Source organism: Levilactobacillus lindianensis, assembly GCF_003946095.1.
Taxonomy (GTDB): Bacteria; Bacillota; Bacilli; order Lactobacillales; family Lactobacillaceae; genus Levilactobacillus; species Levilactobacillus lindianensis.
Window position 1 is genome coordinate 1 of record NZ_RHOD01000033.1, and the last position, 17,461, is coordinate 17,461.

Here is a 17,461-nt window from a genome sequence, read left to right on the forward strand (position 1 = left end):
GAATATGTGCATGCTTTCTACAATAGGAAGAGAATTCATAGTTCACTGGGCTACCAGACCCCCTTACAAGTTGAAATTGCAACACTTACGAGCCAAATGGCCGCCTGATTTAATGCTTTCCAGGGTTCAAATAAGTTATTAATCGCGATTAATGATTTATTTGAGCTGTGGAAGGTAAACGCGGTTCTGAATGTCTCTTAAAATCTGTCTCAAATATTGACTTCAATCCAACCTTTGTTAACACTTTCCCAAAGTTTTCCCCGAAGGTCCCTCTGCGTCGCAGGTAAAACCCTAACAGGATAATGAATACCGTTGAGGTAATCGAACTGATAATTGCAGCGTTGGTAAAGGTCGTCGTAACGGCTTTCATGACTCCCATAATAATGCCCCCTATTGATAGAATTGGTACTGTGTCTATAGTACCCGTTTTCGCGGCATTACGCGGTTTTGACAGCTCGTAAGGAAGGTGAATTATTGGAATGTGGGATAAACTTACTGGATCTAAAAATCCCGTCAGTTGACGGGATACGATCACGACTATTATTGTGTAGCTAGTGCTAGTTCGAACGCACTCGTTAAGTCAAAGTAACAAGTATCATTCACGAATTGCCGAACCTTCACTTCCTAAAGCATCTGTCGTAAGCACATAACATCACAAGATAATTTTGACTCTATTGAATTGTTACTAATCTAAAACTCATCACATCCAGCTACTGGAGGGTACTATAGCTCTTGACTCTATTGCTATTGAATTGCTACTAATCTAAAACTTAGTGAAAAAAGGCAGTACGCCCCCCGTTCTTGACTCTATTGAATTGCTACTAATCTAAAACCACGTTACTGATATTTATTTGAAGCCAAGTGTTCTTGACTCTATTGAATTGCTACTAATCTAAAACTGGTACGGAATGATTTAGACAAAGTACAAGGTTCTTGACTCTATTGAATTGCTACTAATCTAAAACCAACACCACCAATTCTATTGCCGATTGCGAGTTCTTGACTCTATTGAATTGCTACTAATCTAAAACAAAGGCTGGTGTGGTTCTTATTCTTAAATAGTTCTTGACTCTATTGAATTGCTACTAATCTAAAACCTTCAGTGAAGTAAGGGATCTAATGAATGGGTTCTTGACTCTATTGAATTGCTACTAATCTAAAACTGCACTTGCGTATGTAACAAGTAGGCGCCCGTTCTTGACTCTATTGAATTGCTACTAATCTAAAACCGGAGTCGTTAAGTGGTTCAAGAAACTTGGGTTCTTGACTCTATTGAATTGCTACTAATCTAAAACGAAGATGAAAGGTCAAGCCAGTGACTGGTGGTTCTTGACTCTATTGAATTGCTACTAATCTAAAACGCTTCAGGGGTCTTACTGGCCCAAGTCAACGTTCTTGACTCTATTGAATTGCTACTAATCTAAAACTGACCGAAACCCCAGCATACTCCGGTTCAGGTTCTTGACTCTATTGAATTGCTACTAATCTAAAACAATGCCCATGATAGTCTGAAAGCTATGCATGTTCTTGACTCTATTGAATTGCTACTAATCTAAAACAGCGTTCAGGACTACCACTCTATTGGTTTTGTTCTTGACTCTATTGAATTGCTACTAATCTAAAACTGGAAATCAAGACTGAAGGTTCGATACTAGGTTCTTGACTCTATTGAATTGCTACTAATCTAAAACTGACTTATATCGAACTGGGTCGCGAACAGGGTTCTTGACTCTATTGAATTGCTACTAATCTAAAACCGACTTCCAGATCGGATCATCGGGTGGAAAGTTCTTGACTCTATTGAATTGCTACTAATCTAAAACTATGGATAAAAGACTGTATGAGCACTACAAGTTCTTGACTCTATTGAATTGCTACTAATCTAAAACCCAATGGTTGCAATTGAAAAATGAAGCTGTGTTCTTGACTCTATTGAATTGCTACTAATCTAAAACCGCGTTTTAGAGGCATATCGTTTTCGTTGGGTTCTTGACTCTATTGAATTGCTACTAATCTAAAACAAATAAACTTGGTTGTTTCTTCTCTTGTTTGTTCTTGACTCTATTGAATTGCTACTAATCTAAAACAAGGTAGCTACCTACTTCGGCGTCTCGATGGTTCTTGACTCTATTGAATTGCTACTAATCTAAAACCGAAGTCATCCACACCGTCTTGAATAGCAAGTTCTTGACTCCATTGAATTGCTACTAATCTAAAACCTAAAGAACACCAGAAACGCAGATGGGACGGTTCTTGACTCTATTGAATTGCTACTAATCTAAAACAACTTGCCTTGTAGCAAACGAGATCGGTTAGTTCTTGACTCTATTGAATTGCTACTAATCTAAAACTGGTCATAATATCCTCCAATCAAACGTACCGTTCTTGACTCTATTGAATTGCTACTAATCTAAAACGATTATTCACTATCATAGCATGAATGTTTTGTTCTTGACTCTATTGAATTGCTACTAATCTAAAACGATTATTGAGGCCGCGGCCCGATTGGACAGGTTCTTGACTCTATTGAATTGCTACTAATCTAAAACTCATGGTTATCCGAATATCGCGAGTAATTAGTTCTTGACTCTATTGAATTGCTACTAATCTAAAACAGTAAGCACACAAGTAATGATCACGGTCTAGTTCTTGACTCTATTGAATTGCTACTAATCTAAAACCATCCTTCGACCACTTATCCGGATCGTCGCGTTCTTGACTCTATTGAATTGCTACTAATCTAAAACGAGTGCTGCTGAAACAGCATTATACAGGTTGTTCTTGACTCTATTGAATTGCTACTAATCTAAAACCGATTTGAAAGATACAAACGTCTTGGATAAGTTCTTGACTCTATTGAATTGCTACTAATCTAAAACTGATACTGAACCAGTTACTATCGTTGAAAAGTTCTTGACTCTATTGAATTGCTACTAATCTAAAACCGTCATATTCACATCACACTCTCATCGAAGGATTATCACCACAGAACAAAGTCACTGTCGATATAGTGGTAATCACATTCCTGAAACACTTCGTTTCGTCGTGATGATGAAAATTCAATTAGAAGAATAGGCAATTCAGTTGTGGCTACTAACCTCGCCAGTGATTGCAGCTGGTTGACACTGAGGTAGTGGCTGACATTGGTTAACACAATCATTCGCTGATTATCCAGTTCTATTTGTACTCTAATTAATGTCTCTATTATACCATAGGGGTCTTGTTGAACTGCTGGTGCTAACTGAATCCCACTGAATTTAATCAGTCTTGTCAGGTCTGGTGATGTCGGTAATTCCAACGGCACATTCATCAAATAACTTCCCTCTAAAATGCGTACTAGCAATTGACGAAGTTCATCTGACAAACTGACAACCTGTTCATCAGCTAAAACTTTTTTTAGTTGTAGTTGCAGTTTATGTTGAAATAAGTGATTCAAATCCACCGTTAATAATGGATCCCCATACCACTGAGCACCTGTCTTCAGTGGTATTGTGGTAAAGTTATCATCACTCAAATGAATCGTATCATCTTGATTCTTCAATCCCACCACAACGTCTTGATAAAACTTAGGCGATCCCGTATCCATCACCGTTACACAACCTGGTTTAATCTGAAAAGGCGGAAAACTGTAATAAGTTAAATTCATATCATGACAGTCCTTTCCGCCGAATTCAACAGGTCTCGACTAGGTTCTCCCGCAATAAAGTGCATTGCCTGATATTGCTTCTCAGTGAGCATAACTGACTGTACCAACCCAGCCGGCGGTGTAACTGCGGCGATCCGTTGCTCAATAGATCTCGCATTCCCTTTATTGGGGCAAACCCGGACATATACAGAATATTGCATCATGAAGAAGCCTTCAGAAATCAATGTCTTCCGAAAATGTCGGTAGTTTCGGCGATCTTCACTGGTAATCATTGGAAGATCAAACATAATCATTAATCGCATCACTCGATACCGCATGCGGCACCTCCACCTCAATTCTAATTTGGTCTGTATCTCCACTCAAAAAATGTAAGCAAACCGCGACATACTTATCAACAGCATTACTTAATATCTCTTGTTTACCATTGAAAATCATTGGTACTTCTAATAATCGTGCCAGTCCAAACTTAATGTCCGGTGTCAAGTCTTGTATCTTCTGTTGCGCCACCCAGTAGTCAATGATTGGTCGGAAGGGTTCCATAAAATCTGAGCCTAAATTAAAAGCATTCTCGGCACTAATATGATGAATACCAAAACATGTTAGATAGCCTCGTGAAACGATTGCTCGATCAACCATTGACAATAGAATGGCATAACCGTAATCCAATGCCGCATTCACGGGGACTAAGTCCGAACGTGAAAAATCATCTCCGAATAATTCTGGAAAATATTGTCTGGCCACAACTGCTTCGCGATTAGTTTCATCATTTAATTCTAGTTGACTAACCTCATCAACCATTCGACTGGGATCGTGTCCTAAATAACTAACGACTCTAATTTGATTATGTATTTTGCTGGCAACGATTCGAGTCCACAGATTTTCCACCCGTGACCGTTCCCAATTAACTTGCTCTGTAACTAGCGCTGCTGTCCGCGCGTTCGGATAACAGTTACTGGTTTCAGCAATGGGTTGACCATCTCGTCCAGTAAAAATTATTTTGGCTTGAGCCTCCGAAAGAGCCGCGACTGCAGCAGTCGTAATCACAGCTTGAACTGTTTGAATCAACAACACGCTAATATCTCGAACCGGTGTATGATATCGGTCAGTATCCGTTTGAATCACTAAGTTTCCCATTGTCAGCGATATTTTAGCATGTCGACTGACAAGAATCGTGCGCCATCCCATAAAGACTCCTCCTTGATTTAAAAAACATCTCATGGTATTCTGGTCTTGTCGAGTAGACACACTTGACCCTATTGAATTGCTACTAAGTGTTAAAATCAAACAAGGTGGCTTCGACCACTAAGTTTTACTTTTTGAGCTCGTTATCGGGCCATACATAGTGGACACTACATTATTTATGTGGTGTCCTTTTTTATTATGTCATGCAGACAAAATAAAAGCAAAGGGCAGCCATGATTATGGTTGCTCTTTGCACCAGTTAATTATTACATCAATATTCTAATTCAGAAACTTTTCTAACGCGTTTAAACAGTCCTGTCGGAGACTCATCGATGAGTTCTGCACCACCTGTTAGTTCAAAATGTTTAGTTTGTAGCATTCCAAATGGTGTTTTAATACCTAAACTTTTTTTCAAATCCCCGAAACTAGGATTTGCATGCAATCCCATCATAATTTGCAATAATACCGACTTTTTCCCAAGCTGCGTGACCTTCCGATCTACGACAATATCATCAACTGGAAGTGCGATAAATTTATCGCGAGAACCCAGCAAACTTTTACGGAATCGATTCATATCGTACAGGCCAAAGTATTCTTTAACCTGCTCACAGATATGATCAAAAACTTCGATCAACCGATCATTATCTAAATCCCGTGCAAGTAAAGCTTGTTGGTCTGAAATTGGCAGGAATAATTGTTGGAAATTGCGATAGTAGCCACCTGGTCCTAAGCCAAAGTAATGTTGCTTACCCGCTTTTTCATCTCGGACGAGTTGGTTAAAGTATAAATGTTCCAACACAATATCGAAGTCCTTAACTCTTGAACTATGGACGTCGTGCCATAACACCTTTTTTAACAATTCTCGTTCACTGGCTACACTCACAGTGCGTGCCTGCTTAAGAGAAACGACTGCTAGTGTTGGCACACCCACAACCCAGTAGGAGTCACCCTTTGTCATGTGAACCCTAATTAAAGCCAGATAAGCGTTCTTCCGTTTAGTATAGCCACCGTAAACCTCTGAAGGTCGGTCTTTCTTGGTAGCAATCAGTTCCTTAGTCCCACCAATTTTTTTATCATCCTTGGCTTTGAAAATGGTCTGAGCGAACATTGCCCCATGATTTTCCACTACTTCATGCGTTACCAACAGGTGTTTTAACCCTGCGAGGTGCTTCAAGTAAGATACATCAGCATCGCGATCCCAGATGATTTCACCAGTCTCAGGACTGGCAATAACCGCTTTCTCCCCTCTGATCAGATCGCGAATGAAGTTAAAACGCTGCAAATCAACACGACTGTTTTGATACTTGCCATAGACGAAGAACCGTTTTAGACCAGGGTACCGTTGTAACAAATAAAGACCAATTCGTGCCGCCAAGTATGCATCCAAAGCATGATGATAATCATTAAGATCACGTAGTTTAGGTACATTTAGTTCTCGTCGTAATTGATGTGACAAACCAGCCTTGACTGAAACAATTGACGTCACTTTAGGATCATATTGGCTACTCAAGACTTCCGTCACGAGCTTAATAACCTGGCGGGTTTCAACTAACTGACGATTGATAAACCCAATCGCATACTTATCAATCTCATTTGGACGCATTGTCAAATGCCTCAGCTTGCGTGCACTAATTAAACCCATCGAATGCCAAAGATTCCAAGTACGATTCATCTTCGTTCCAAATTCCTCTGAAGCAAATTTATCGCTCTTATTCCGATTGATCTTCTGCTTTACTAAGACTCGGTTATCAAGGGAATCATCTTTAATCAAGGCTTGTGGCAAGATGTGGTCAATATCATAGTTGGAAAGCTGATCAATACTCAGCTTCTCTCCAGTATACATATCCCGTCCATTCTGAAGGAAGTACAACATAAGTCGATCCGTAAATCGACTCTTGTTAGCAACCTGGTCTTTCAACTCTTGCACAATTGCTTCATCAACGACGGACTTAGCCCGATCTGCGTACAAGTCTTGAAGTTGTCGACTCCGCTGAACTGAACGTTGTGGATTAAGCTCCGCCCCACGCGCTGCTTCGATACAAATATATCGTGGTGCCCGTCCATGATGAGCATTCTGAATGTCCTTAACAACTGCTAGTACCTGTCGGATAGCCTTTTTATTTTGTGGTGAGGTGTACATCTCATTGATAACATCTCCAACACTCTGTGCGTTCATTCCCACTGCGTTGTGTTTTTCCACAGCTGATGCATAGTCTGGTTCATGAACGATTTGCATGAAGTTATGCTGAGTTCGCCAAAGCTGATCCATAATACTCAGGCCTTGCTGATCCTGAATTTCTGTCAAAAGTTTAGCAGACAACCGCCCCCAACCGCGGTAACGCAATTGGCTAATTCGCTTACGCTGTATTGGCGTCAACCAAGTAATCCCTTGAAGCTTTCGCTGGAAGATATGTCGATCTTCAAAAACAGTTGACCAATCAATCATCCGTTCAATATCGACTTGTCGGTCATCCCGATCAATATCATTTGGTAATAGTTTCTGAAAGTCATGATAAGTACTAAGCGAACTGTTAAAGTGTTTGGGATCGGCTACACCTTCAATCTTGGGAACCTTTTCAACATCATTATGGTTAACCAAATAATCTTGTAACCTTTTAATTGATACGGTTCCGTAAGTTTTGAAAAGATTTTTGTATATCTGTTGCTTCTGATTTCTTGTTAATAACGTTTCATTAATGCGCACATTATTTAATTCGTTCAGCACCATAAACTTCTGATACAACAAGCTTTGTAGCGGTAAAACATCCTCACCAATCAGGTAAGTATCCGTCGTCTTCATTCGTTCAATAAATGCTGATGCAGAAGCATCTACATCTACTTTGCTTTCAAAATTCCACGGTGTAATTTCACCATTTTGTCCTGGTTTACGAACCATCCAAGCAAATTGCCCAGCGGCATTCTTGGCTTGCTGTTCGGCAGTAACCAGCGGTCCGACATAGTAAGGGATTCGGAAATGAACCAGCTCATCCAATTTAAATGGTTGTGCATGTCGATTGGCCTCAACAGGATTAACCTCTCCTAGAAATGGATAATAGGCTTGCTGGTTTTGAATAATCATGTCTAACTCTTGCTGATGAATTTGATATGGGATAACGCCATTTTCTTTTGTCCGCTGTTTCGGCATGAACCTTTCCAAATTGATTTCATGCATCATCTTAGCTACCAGCGGATTGTCTGCATCTTTTTTCAGGATTTTGTTTAATTCCTTATAAAAATCCATTGCCGTCTCAGCCTTACCCTTGGCATCTCCATCAATATAATGATCATAGGCTAATCGAATTGCCCGCTTATCCTTAGGATCAGTTTGCTCATCCGCATAAGTTTTCAGCATCTTTAAATGAGCCGCATGATTTTCATAATTCTGGACCATACTCTGTGAGAAATATTGACCACCTGGCATAATCTCAGTCAGTTGAATCGCCGCTTGCAAATTAACTAGCTCTTCAACTAATTCCTGACTAGCATCATCAAAAGCCGTCTCCAGCTCCGCCTGGTGGTCCTCAATATCCGCTAGACTAAACGTCCATGATTTTTGGTCAGCCTTATCTACTTCGTTTCCAGTCAATAAATAAATTTTTGCCTTTAGCCCCATAATTGCTTTAGAAAACTCAGCAAAATACGGCTTCCAGCTCTTGGATGCCTCTTCTTTTGCCATTAAAAGCTTCAAAAGCTCACGTTGTCGATCTTGGCGCCCACGATCCGTATCTAAAATAACTTTAGCAATATCATTGAGATCACCTGTTGGTAACTGAGGTACAGCTTCATCAAAGATTGTCACCCATAGTTCGTTAATGGCGGTAAATAATTTGCCAAACTCAAGCTCTCCCGGTTTAAATGCAGCGGGCTCTCCAGATCGTAAGAAGTTCCCTCGATATTTGACAATATGATGCATAGCTAAATAAATCTCGCGCAGATCAAATTGACGATGTTGCGTCATCAATGCCCAACGTAGGTGATAAATAGTTGGATATTTCTCGTAAAAATCAGCATCTGTTCGGTCGTTGAATAACTGATACGTTGCTTGAAATCTTTCATCCTGAGATGAGAGATTAGAATCTTTCAAGCGGGCAAAAAAATTAGGATCAACTTTTGCCATAGGTTCATCAAAAATCTCTCGCAACAGTCGTAACCGCCATTTTCGCCGCTTTAGACGTCGCCGTGTGGTCCGAGCCATTCGCCGTTCTTCGGCAGTTTGTCCCTCTTCAAACAGACGCGTTCCCATAGCCGTCTGTCCCTTCAGCCGTTCAACTTTTCCATTTAATTTGGTCGACACCCATCCCAGGGTGGCAGTCCCCATATCTAAACCAATTGCGTAGTCGTCATCAGTCATGATGATAGCGCCTCCATTTATGTAATTATCATCAAAGCTTGCGTAACATTCTAAGTTTAAGCCGGTTTCATCAATGTGTCTAGAAAATCTTCAATGTCCTAATCATGTCTTGACAGAATTATTACTGCTGTTATTATTGTTTCTTGCATAAATACTCATCTTAAAATTCTAAATAGTCGTACCCGATTATTCATTAGACGTATAACCAAGTTTCCCACCAATCATTCTACTATATGCCCACAATCCCCGTCACACCGCGGTTTAACTTTTTAAAAATTCTGGTTGACAAACCGAAATCGCGCGACTATTATTAGAGCCAAGTTAGAAATATACAGGAACGCATTACCAGGAAGAGTAGTCGTACCCGCTAAGACGCAGAGACCACCGGTAGCTGAAAAGGTGGCTTACAACGGTATAACGAAGATGAGCCTGGTTGCTAGTAGTCGGTGCAAGCTGCCTACCCGGATTGAAGCACGTTACCGCTTCCGACTTTTGGCAACAGAAGTTACGGAGGCACTGGGCGTGAGTCCAGTGTAAATCAAGGTGGTACCGCGAGTAAATCGTCCTTATGTTTAAGCATAAGGACGATTTTTTTATACTTCAGAGGAGATGTTGGGAATGCACCAAAAACACGCAATTTACACGATTTTAACCCTATCAGCACTCAGTCTTGTCACCCTCGCGGGATGCGGTAACCAATCCACTGCCGCCGGCCACAGTGGCCAGTACGCCGCCAATCAAGTCTTGAACTGGACCGAGTCCTCGGACCTGGCCTCCGCCGACCTTTCCAAGGCCACAGACACGTTAAGCTTTACTGTTTTACAGAATACCCAGGAAGGTCTCTACCGCCTCAACAGCAAGGGGACGCCAGCCAACGCCTTAGCCACCGCAACCAAGTTAACCGACGGTGGCAAGACTTACACCTTTAACCTTCGCCACGGCGTGAAGTGGAGTAATGGCGACCCTCTGACGGCCAAAGACTTCGTCTATTCCTGGCAAAGAACGGTTGATCCTAAGACTGCCTCGCAAGATGCCTTCTACCTCTTCCCCGTGAAGAACGCCGAAGCCATCAACCAGGGCAAGCAACCCTTAAGTAACCTGGGGATCAAGGCTACCGGCAAATACAAACTGACCGTCTCGTTGACACGCCCCGTCTCGTATTTCAAGAAACTCCTCGCCTGGCCACTCTTCTACCCGATTAATCAAAACGCCGTGAACAAGTACGGCAAACGATACGGGACCAGCTCTGACACCATCGTTTCCGATGGGCCTTACCGCCTGACCAAATGGAGCGGCACGTCCGGCACCTGGACACTGGCCAAGAACCCGACCTACTGGGATAAAGCTCACGTTCACCTCACCAAAATTAACGAGGTGGTCACCAAGAGTCCCACAACCAGCTACAACCTCTTCAACGCCCAGAAGACCGACGAGACCCTGCTCAGTGGCCAACAGGTCAAGAATAATTTGAACAACGAGAACTTCGTCAAGCGCCTGCCATCCGGCACGCAACGCCTGGATCTGAACACTAAGAAAGTCCCAGCCTTCAAGAATCTCGACGTACGGCGGGCCTTCTCTCTGGCCATCAACCGACAGGACCTGGTCAAGAACGTCCTACAAGACGGCTCCGTCGCCTCGAATGGCTTCGTGCCATCCGGCATGGGTAACAACCCTAAGACCGGTCAGGCATTCAACCAGGAGGCAGTCGTTTCCAGCGCCACGAGCTACGATCTCGCGCAAGCTAAAAAACTGCTGGCCAAGGGTCTCAAGCAGACCAAGGACAAGTCGCTAGACGTGACCCTGTCGGTTTCCGACACGGACTCCTCCAAGCAGACTGCCGAATTCCTCCAGAGTTCCCTTCAGAAGCTGCCAAACGTCAAGATTAATATCAAGACGGTTCCTTACGTTCAGCTGATGACCCAACAGGACAACGGAGACTACGACCTCACCATGAGCGGTTGGCAGTCCGTCTTCGCCGACCCTATCAACTTCTTGGAAGTCTTCGAATCCGACTCAACGTTTAACACCACCGGCTGGAAGAATAAACAGTTCGACCAACTCCTGGATCACGCCGAAGACCGCGACGGCAACCAACCCAACAAACGCTGGGCCGAATTAGTTCAAGCGGAAAAGGTTCTGATGAACGACCAAGGGACGATTCCCCTGTACCAAGGCGCCAAGTCACAACTCCTGCGGAAGAACGTCAAGAACATCAACTACAACCCCGCTGGTGTGCCTTATGACTTCAAGACAACCTACATTGCCAAGTAAGTCCTGGCAGTAACTGTACTTATATAGAAGAAACTTGTTCAACAACTTCAAAAATGATGGGGCCGTGCTACTGCGCACGGCCTCATTTTTAGTTAATAACAATCCCCCAACCTGTCAAACAAGCCGGGGGATTGCGGTCTTAATCGGTAATCGGAAATAGCGGTAATTCCGCCAAATAGTGAATGTCGGTTCGGTCGACCGCATCCCCCTCCGCCAAAATAGCAACCTGGCTGACAACGGTCGCACCGGCACGTTCGACCAGCGTCTTGGCAGCCTGAAGTGAGCCGCCACTACTGATCACGTCGTCCACGATGACCACCTTCTTGGCAACCAAGCGATCGGCATCCGTTCCGTCGAGGACCAGTTGCTGCGGCGCACTGGTCGTGATGGCCGACACCGGCACCGTTTGTGGGGCACGCATGTAGTCCTTGACGCTCTTGCGCAACACCACGTACTGGGCATGGTTGGTACGACGACTGAGTTCCTGAGCTAGCGGAATACCTTTACTCTCCAGAGTTACTAGGTAGTCGAAATCCATGGGTACCCGTTTAGCCAGCTCGCTCGCGGCATAGTCGGTGAGTTCGGCATCGCCTAATAAGACGAACGAGGCAATCGCTAACGTGTCACTGATCGGCATGATTGGCAGTTGCCGTGTCAGTGGCCCGACCTGTAGTTCAAAATACTTTTGCATGATTTAAACCCCCAGTCCCAAAAGTGGCAAAATAAATTTTAAGGCGGCACCCGTCAATAGACCCGCAAACGGATCGGCAACCGCGGTAATCACCAAGGTAATGGCCGCGATGGTTCCCGTTGGTCCTTGCAAGGCGGTAGTCGCATTAACCGGGAAGATCACGACAGTTCCCAGAATGAACAGGAACCCGGCGATAGAGGCACTTGGCACGTACTTTCCCAGTTTAGGCAACCAGCCCAATGCCAGGATGGCGGCCATGATGAGCATCATCATGATCCCCGCCACGACCGGTTCCGGAGCACTCCCGGTCGCTGAAATAATGGCTTCCACCGGAGCGCCACCCAAAAGACTCGTCCCCATGTCCGCAACGGACTGGGTAATCGTCAACAGGTTCAGGTTTACTGGATTCGGTTTAATTCCCGTCATCTGACCGGTAATCAACCCGTAAGAGATATTGGCACCAACGTTTAAACACGCCAGGCTCAATGCTCCCCGAACCACGCGCACATTCACCGTGGGCTTCGTGAAGACAAACCGCCGTGCGGTGACATGTTCCGGCAATTCTGCTCGATAATGTTCGATGAAGACGGCGGCTAGGCTGGACCCGACTACAGAAATCACGATCGTCCACACCAGGTCCTTACTAATCAGGTAGGTGGCGGCCGCTAATCCGACGGAAACCCAGCCCGTGAGGCGTTCCTTCTTGGCCATGCCCAAGGCAATCTTGGCGAGCATCAGACCCACCCCGGCCATCATCCCTGCCATGATCCCGTTACCAAGGACGTCGACGATCTTGGTCAGCGTCCCCGTCACCCCGATCAGAAGCATCACGATCGATCCTCCCAGGATGATGGACGTTCGTTCGCGCAAATCGCGCCCGAGGCTACCGGTTAAGGCTAACGACTCTGCTTGAAACGAGAGCGGCGCGACAGCCCCAAAGGCCCCGTTGACCGCGGATGCGAATAGAAATGAAAACATAGTTGGAAAAATAGCAAATCCTAACGACATCGCCATGATTCCTTGTGGAATGCCGTTTAATACCACTCCGATGGCTGCTAACAGGTCGGCTAGCCAATGCATAGACTTGTCCCCCACTTCAATTGTCTTTATATTCGTCTTTCACCCAATATCATACGGGATATTGACACCGCAGTCCATAATTATTACAGATTAGACGAACATTCGATATAATTTCGCTTATTAAATTCGCAGGTATTTAAAACGCCGAATCTTCCCAACGCCAATTCGTTCAGGTCCCACAATATCCCTTGAATAGGGACCAAATCCTTGCGGTAACAGCGAATTTACCGTATGCTGGGACTACTTACCTTCGTGTTAGACGAAGGCTCGCGTTTAAGGAGGATCTCAACTTGACTTATACCATCCACGAAGTTGCCGAAAAGCTTGGCATCTCTACTTATAGCATCCGTTACTACAACGATCACGGCATGTTACCGTTCGTCCAGCGCGACGCTAACAATAACCGTGTCTTCCATGACACCGACCTCGAGTGGTTAAATATGATCGTCTGCCTCCGTGAGACAGGCATGTCCGTAAAGAGCATCAAGCACTACCAGGACCTGATTCAAGAAGGTGACGACACGGTCAACGAACGTTACGCCATGATGTGCGCGCAACAGGAACAGACGCTGGCTGAAATTGCCGATTTGAAGAAACATTTGGCCACGATTAATTACAAGGTGGCACACTATGCCAGCATCCTCGAAAATAACGAACCCGATAGCTTCGTGCCATCCAACCTGCGAACAGAAGCCGTTGGCAAATAATCCACAACTACATGACGGGCCTGGGCTAATACCAGGCCTTTTGTATTGCCAAATTTAGATAGCTGAAACGTGTGCTAAAAGAAACAACCACTGTATCTTGATCCCCCTTAACTAGAATGCTAATATGAATCATCCGACAAATTATTTATTAAGGGGGGGTTAGGATGACAGCCACACTGCCGCATTGGCGGCGCAACATCTACCTGTTTCTAACCAGTCAGTTTCTCTCCGGCATCACTAGCATGGTGGTGCAATACGCCATTATCTGGTACCTCACTAAGCAAACCGGATCAGCAACGGTCCTGAGCTTCGCTACCCTACTGGGCATGATTCCCATGGTGGTGCTCAGTCCCTTCGTTGGCCCCTTCGTCGATCGGCTCAATAAGAAGCTTCTGCTGATTGTGCCGGACGTCGTCGCCGCCGTCTTTGCCATTGTCCTTTCCATCTCCGGAACTATTCAGAGTCACTTTCCGCTGTGGCTAGTCTTCGTCTCCCTGTTCGTCCGGGCAGTCGCCCAGACCTTCCAGATGCCGACGGTTCAAGCAATCATGCCTACCATGATTCCAGCGGATCAGCTGACTAAGCTCAATGGTCAGTTGGGCATGGTTCAATCGGCCAACATGATTATCGCCCCGGCCTTAGGGGCCTTCCTGTTTGCCATCATTCCCATTAACTACCTGATTCTATTGGACGTGATTGGCGCCATCATCGGGATCAGCATCCTCTGGGCCGTTCGGATTCCCGAGCACCCAGTCATTGACGACCCCGTTCGCGTTCTCAGTGATGCCAAATTTGGCCTGTCCCGGCTCCACAACACTCGTGGCCTATGGGCCATCACATTACTGGGCGCCTTCTTCACCCTGTTCTTTATGCCGGCCGCCAGTCTCTATCCCCTGATGACCATGGGCTACTTCCATGGAACCGTGGGCCAAGCCGGCCTCGTCGAAGTTGTCTTTTCGGGCGGGATGTTACTCGGTGGAACCATCATCGGCCTCTTCGGTAACTGGCAGGATCGCATGAAACCAATCATCTGGTCCACGATTGTTCTGGGATTTGCCTTCGGCGCCGGTGGTTTTCTACCTGGCAACCAACGTGGTTTCATCTGGTTCGTGGCGCTCAACACACTGGCGGGCGTCATGGGGCCCTTCTTTAACACCCTCTTGATGGCGATGATCCAACAATCCTTCCCACCCGCTGAGCTCGGCCGGGTTCTCGGTGTTTTAAATTCAATCATGAGCCTCACTGGTCCACTCGGCTTAATCTTTGCCGGGCCACTCGCCGACAGCATTGGCGTCGAAAAGCTCTTCATCATTGGTGGCGTCGGTGCTCTCCTTTGTGGCGCAATGATGGGACTCATGCCCACTGTCCGTAGCTACGATCAACGGCTTCAAATTAAGCTTAAACAACAGAATGAATCGCAGAGTGTATGACTATGTATGTTCGGAACGAAACAGGGTTTGAGACTTTTGCCCAATGTCATTAAGTTAAGCTATTGACAAACTAGATTCCATGTACAGAATACCTATGCTAAAAATAATGTTTTACTGTTAATCGATAACTATAATAAGCACTAGAAAGAAATCGAATAATTTGTCGACTACACAAAAAGCCTCTCACTATTACATATAGCTGAGGCTTTTTGTGCTGAAAGTTCATTTATATCACGCGGTTATTAGAATGATCAACTATAACAATACGGAGATATCAATTAGCTTTCAACTTGATATTTAGTTTTAGTGAATGCTCTTTCCAAGTTGATATGCTTCTTCTTGATGCTTCTTAAGCTTGGCACCATTTAAAGCGCCACTAGCGAGTACGTCACCAATTCGATCCCAGCGCATATAATTAAGTAATTGATCAAAGTAGGCTTTTAGAGACCGAAAGGCACTTTCCTGACCATAGCCAGAAATTAGAGTAATTGCCTGATGATTACCATGACTAGAATCTTTATAACCGTTATTACCATGTAGGTCGTGATTATAGGCATAAAAACGATCAATTACAGCTTTGAGAGCAGCATTGATCCCGTAATAGTACAGAGATGATACTAAAACAACTACGTCTGCTTCAATAAGCTTGGGCATTACCTCTTTAGTAATAATATCGTCTGGTTCCAGAGCCTCTTCCGTTCCAGGCGTTTCCTGTAATTGAAGAAGTGAGAACTCACTAGTACGGCGACCTGCATCAAAACGGTATAATTCATTACCAGCTTCACGAGCACCTTTTTCGAAGGAATCGGCTAAGCTTTCTGAGGTACCTGGATGATGGGGACTACCCGTTAAAATTACGATTTTTTTCAAAATAACACCCTCCAAATTACATCTTAATATATGCCTTTACTACTTTACGCTCATCCATATCATGGTAAGCTGTGTTAATTTCAGCTAAGTTGTATGTCTTTGTGAAAACCTTTCCAGGATTGATCTTACCATCAAGCACAGCCTTTAATAAGACCTTTTTATCGTAAGTTGTGACCGAAACTGGTCCACCAGCAAGAATAGTGTTTTTGAAAAATGGCGCTGTCATATCCATCTTAGGCGTATGTGGAACGCCAACTCGGCCAATGATGGCACCTGGCCGGCCGACTTGCATAGCTGTTTTAATTGATTGATCAGTCCCAACGCACTCAAGGACTGAATCGGCACCACTGCCGTTAGTTAATGACATAATTTGCTCAACAGCATACTCTCCTCGATCAGAGACGTTATCTGTTGCACCAAATTCGCTTACCAGTGCTTGTCGGTCTGCGTGACGACTAGTAGAAATAATTCTCTTGGCACCCCGTAATTTAGCAGCAATTATAGCGCAAAGACCGACGGCACCATCACCCATGACAACGACTGTATCTCCAGCAGAAACATTAGCAACCCGTGCTGCATGGTAGCCCGTTGCCATAACGTCAGATAAAGCTAATAAAGATTTGAGCATTCCCTCGCTATAATCACTTGGTTGTCCTGGTACCTTTACCAAAGCCCATTGGCCATGTTGATAACGAATATATTCACTTTGGTAATCAACACTAAAGTTATCCGTATGGTTTTGACAAGAGCCATCAAACCCGGCAAGGCAAGCCGCACAATGGCCACAGCCATGTGCACAAGGGGCAATTACAAAATCACCTGGCTTAACAGTCGTGATCTCTTCACCGACCTCTTCAACGATCCCAATTGCTTCGTGACCATTATTTTCAGAATGATCTTCCTTCTGGTCTAAGCCACGAAAAGACCAGAGGTCAGAGCCACAGACACAAGTTCGAACAACTTTAATAATTACGTCATCTGGTTGTTTTATTTGTGGCTTTGGGGTATCAATTACTTTGATTTCACCAACTTTAGCAAATTGTGCTTTCTTCATAATGAGTAGCCTTCTTCCGAATTTTATTTTTCTCTGGCAAATTCTATAATTAATCCGAACAGAAATTAAAAAGCCCAAAGCAATCACTTACAATGGTAGTAGCTAATTCCAACCAATATAGGGAGTGATTACTTTGGGTACATCTACTTTATCACGTTTTCAACGTGGCGCACTAGCAC

Annotated in this window: 12 protein-coding genes, 1 pseudogene and 1 CRISPR repeat array; of the genes and pseudogenes, 4 read left to right on the forward strand and 9 right to left on the reverse strand. The window is 44.3% G+C overall.

Annotated elements, in window-relative coordinates; all coding sequences use genetic code 11:
* The first annotated feature begins 6 nt into the window (after window positions 1–6).
* Window positions 7–108, forward strand: coding sequence for a hypothetical protein (locus EKM70_RS11660; RefSeq protein WP_128211902.1), 102 nt, complete (start codon window positions 7–9; stop codon window positions 106–108).
* 115 nt (window positions 109–223) lie between these two features.
* On the opposite strand, the pseudogene EKM70_RS11665 reads toward EKM70_RS11660, so the two are convergent.
* The 5 genes and pseudogenes from EKM70_RS11665 to cas9 form a co-directional block, all read right to left on the reverse strand.
* Window positions 224–379 (reverse strand): annotated as a pseudogene (locus EKM70_RS11665) (AEC family transporter); the annotation flags it as partial.
* Window positions 380–797: 418 nt separating this feature from the next.
* A CRISPR array of direct repeats spans window positions 798–2,945; the repeat unit is 36 nt; unit sequence GTTCTTGACTCTATTGAATTGCTACTAATCTAAAAC.
* A 35-nt stretch (window positions 2,946–2,980) separates the two neighbouring features.
* Window positions 2,981–3,646 carry a type II-A CRISPR-associated protein Csn2 gene (gene csn2, locus EKM70_RS10085; protein WP_125547530.1) on the reverse strand — a complete coding sequence of 222 codons (666 nt, stop codon included), beginning with the start codon at window positions 3,644–3,646 and terminating at the stop codon, window positions 2,981–2,983.
* A complete protein-coding gene (cas2, locus tag EKM70_RS10090; protein ID WP_125547550.1) occupies window positions 3,643–3,948 on the reverse strand; it encodes a CRISPR-associated endonuclease Cas2 in 306 nt (101 codons plus the stop codon). The genes csn2 and cas2 overlap by 4 nt, the downstream gene beginning before the upstream one ends.
* Window positions 3,926–4,831 carry a type II CRISPR-associated endonuclease Cas1 gene (gene cas1, locus EKM70_RS10095; protein ID WP_125547532.1) on the reverse strand — a complete coding sequence of 302 codons (906 nt, stop codon included), beginning with the start codon at window positions 4,829–4,831 and terminating at the stop codon, window positions 3,926–3,928. Before cas1 ends, cas2 begins: the two co-directional genes overlap by 23 nt.
* Window positions 4,832–5,099: 268 nt before the next feature.
* On the reverse strand, window positions 5,100–9,179 hold the full coding sequence (gene cas9 / locus EKM70_RS10100; RefSeq protein WP_125547534.1) for a type II CRISPR RNA-guided endonuclease Cas9: 4,080 nt from the start codon (window positions 9,177–9,179) through the stop codon (window positions 5,100–5,102).
* Window positions 9,180–9,797: 618 nt separating this feature from the next.
* Here cas9 and EKM70_RS10105 point away from each other — a divergent pair.
* Window positions 9,798–11,450, forward strand: coding sequence for a peptide ABC transporter substrate-binding protein (locus EKM70_RS10105; protein WP_125547536.1), 1,653 nt, complete (start codon window positions 9,798–9,800; stop codon window positions 11,448–11,450).
* A 139-nt stretch (window positions 11,451–11,589) separates the two neighbouring features.
* On the opposite strand, the gene EKM70_RS10110 is transcribed toward EKM70_RS10105, so the two are convergent.
* Together EKM70_RS10110 and EKM70_RS10115 are read right to left on the reverse strand one after the other, a co-directional pair.
* A complete protein-coding gene (locus EKM70_RS10110) occupies window positions 11,590–12,141 on the reverse strand; it encodes a phosphoribosyltransferase family protein (protein WP_125547538.1) in 552 nt (183 codons plus the stop codon).
* A gap of 3 nt (window positions 12,142–12,144) precedes the next feature.
* The gene (locus EKM70_RS10115; protein WP_125547540.1) at window positions 12,145–13,221 is read right to left on the reverse strand and encodes an NCS2 family permease; all 1,077 of its coding nucleotides are present in this window, start codon (window positions 13,219–13,221) and stop codon (window positions 12,145–12,147) included.
* 290 nt (window positions 13,222–13,511) lie between these two features.
* On the opposite strand from EKM70_RS10115, the gene EKM70_RS10120 reads away from it, so the two are divergent.
* Entirely contained in the window at window positions 13,512–13,928 is a 417-nt protein-coding gene (locus EKM70_RS10120) for a MerR family transcriptional regulator (protein ID WP_125547542.1), read from the forward strand.
* Window positions 13,929–14,092: 164 nt separating this feature from the next.
* Window positions 14,093–15,358 (forward strand): MFS transporter, encoded by a 1,266-nt coding sequence (locus EKM70_RS10125; RefSeq protein ID WP_125547544.1) that lies wholly within the window; start codon window positions 14,093–14,095, stop codon window positions 15,356–15,358.
* A gap of 303 nt (window positions 15,359–15,661) precedes the next feature.
* On the opposite strand, the gene EKM70_RS10130 is transcribed toward EKM70_RS10125, so the two are convergent.
* Window positions 15,662–16,228, reverse strand: a complete 567-nt coding sequence (locus EKM70_RS10130) for a flavodoxin family protein (RefSeq protein ID WP_125547546.1) — start codon at window positions 16,226–16,228, stop codon at window positions 15,662–15,664.
* Between the two features lie 16 nt (window positions 16,229–16,244).
* Window positions 16,245–17,282 (reverse strand): zinc-binding dehydrogenase, encoded by a 1,038-nt coding sequence (locus EKM70_RS10135; RefSeq protein ID WP_125547548.1) that lies wholly within the window; start codon window positions 17,280–17,282, stop codon window positions 16,245–16,247.
* Between the last annotated feature and the right edge of the window lie 179 nt (window positions 17,283–17,461).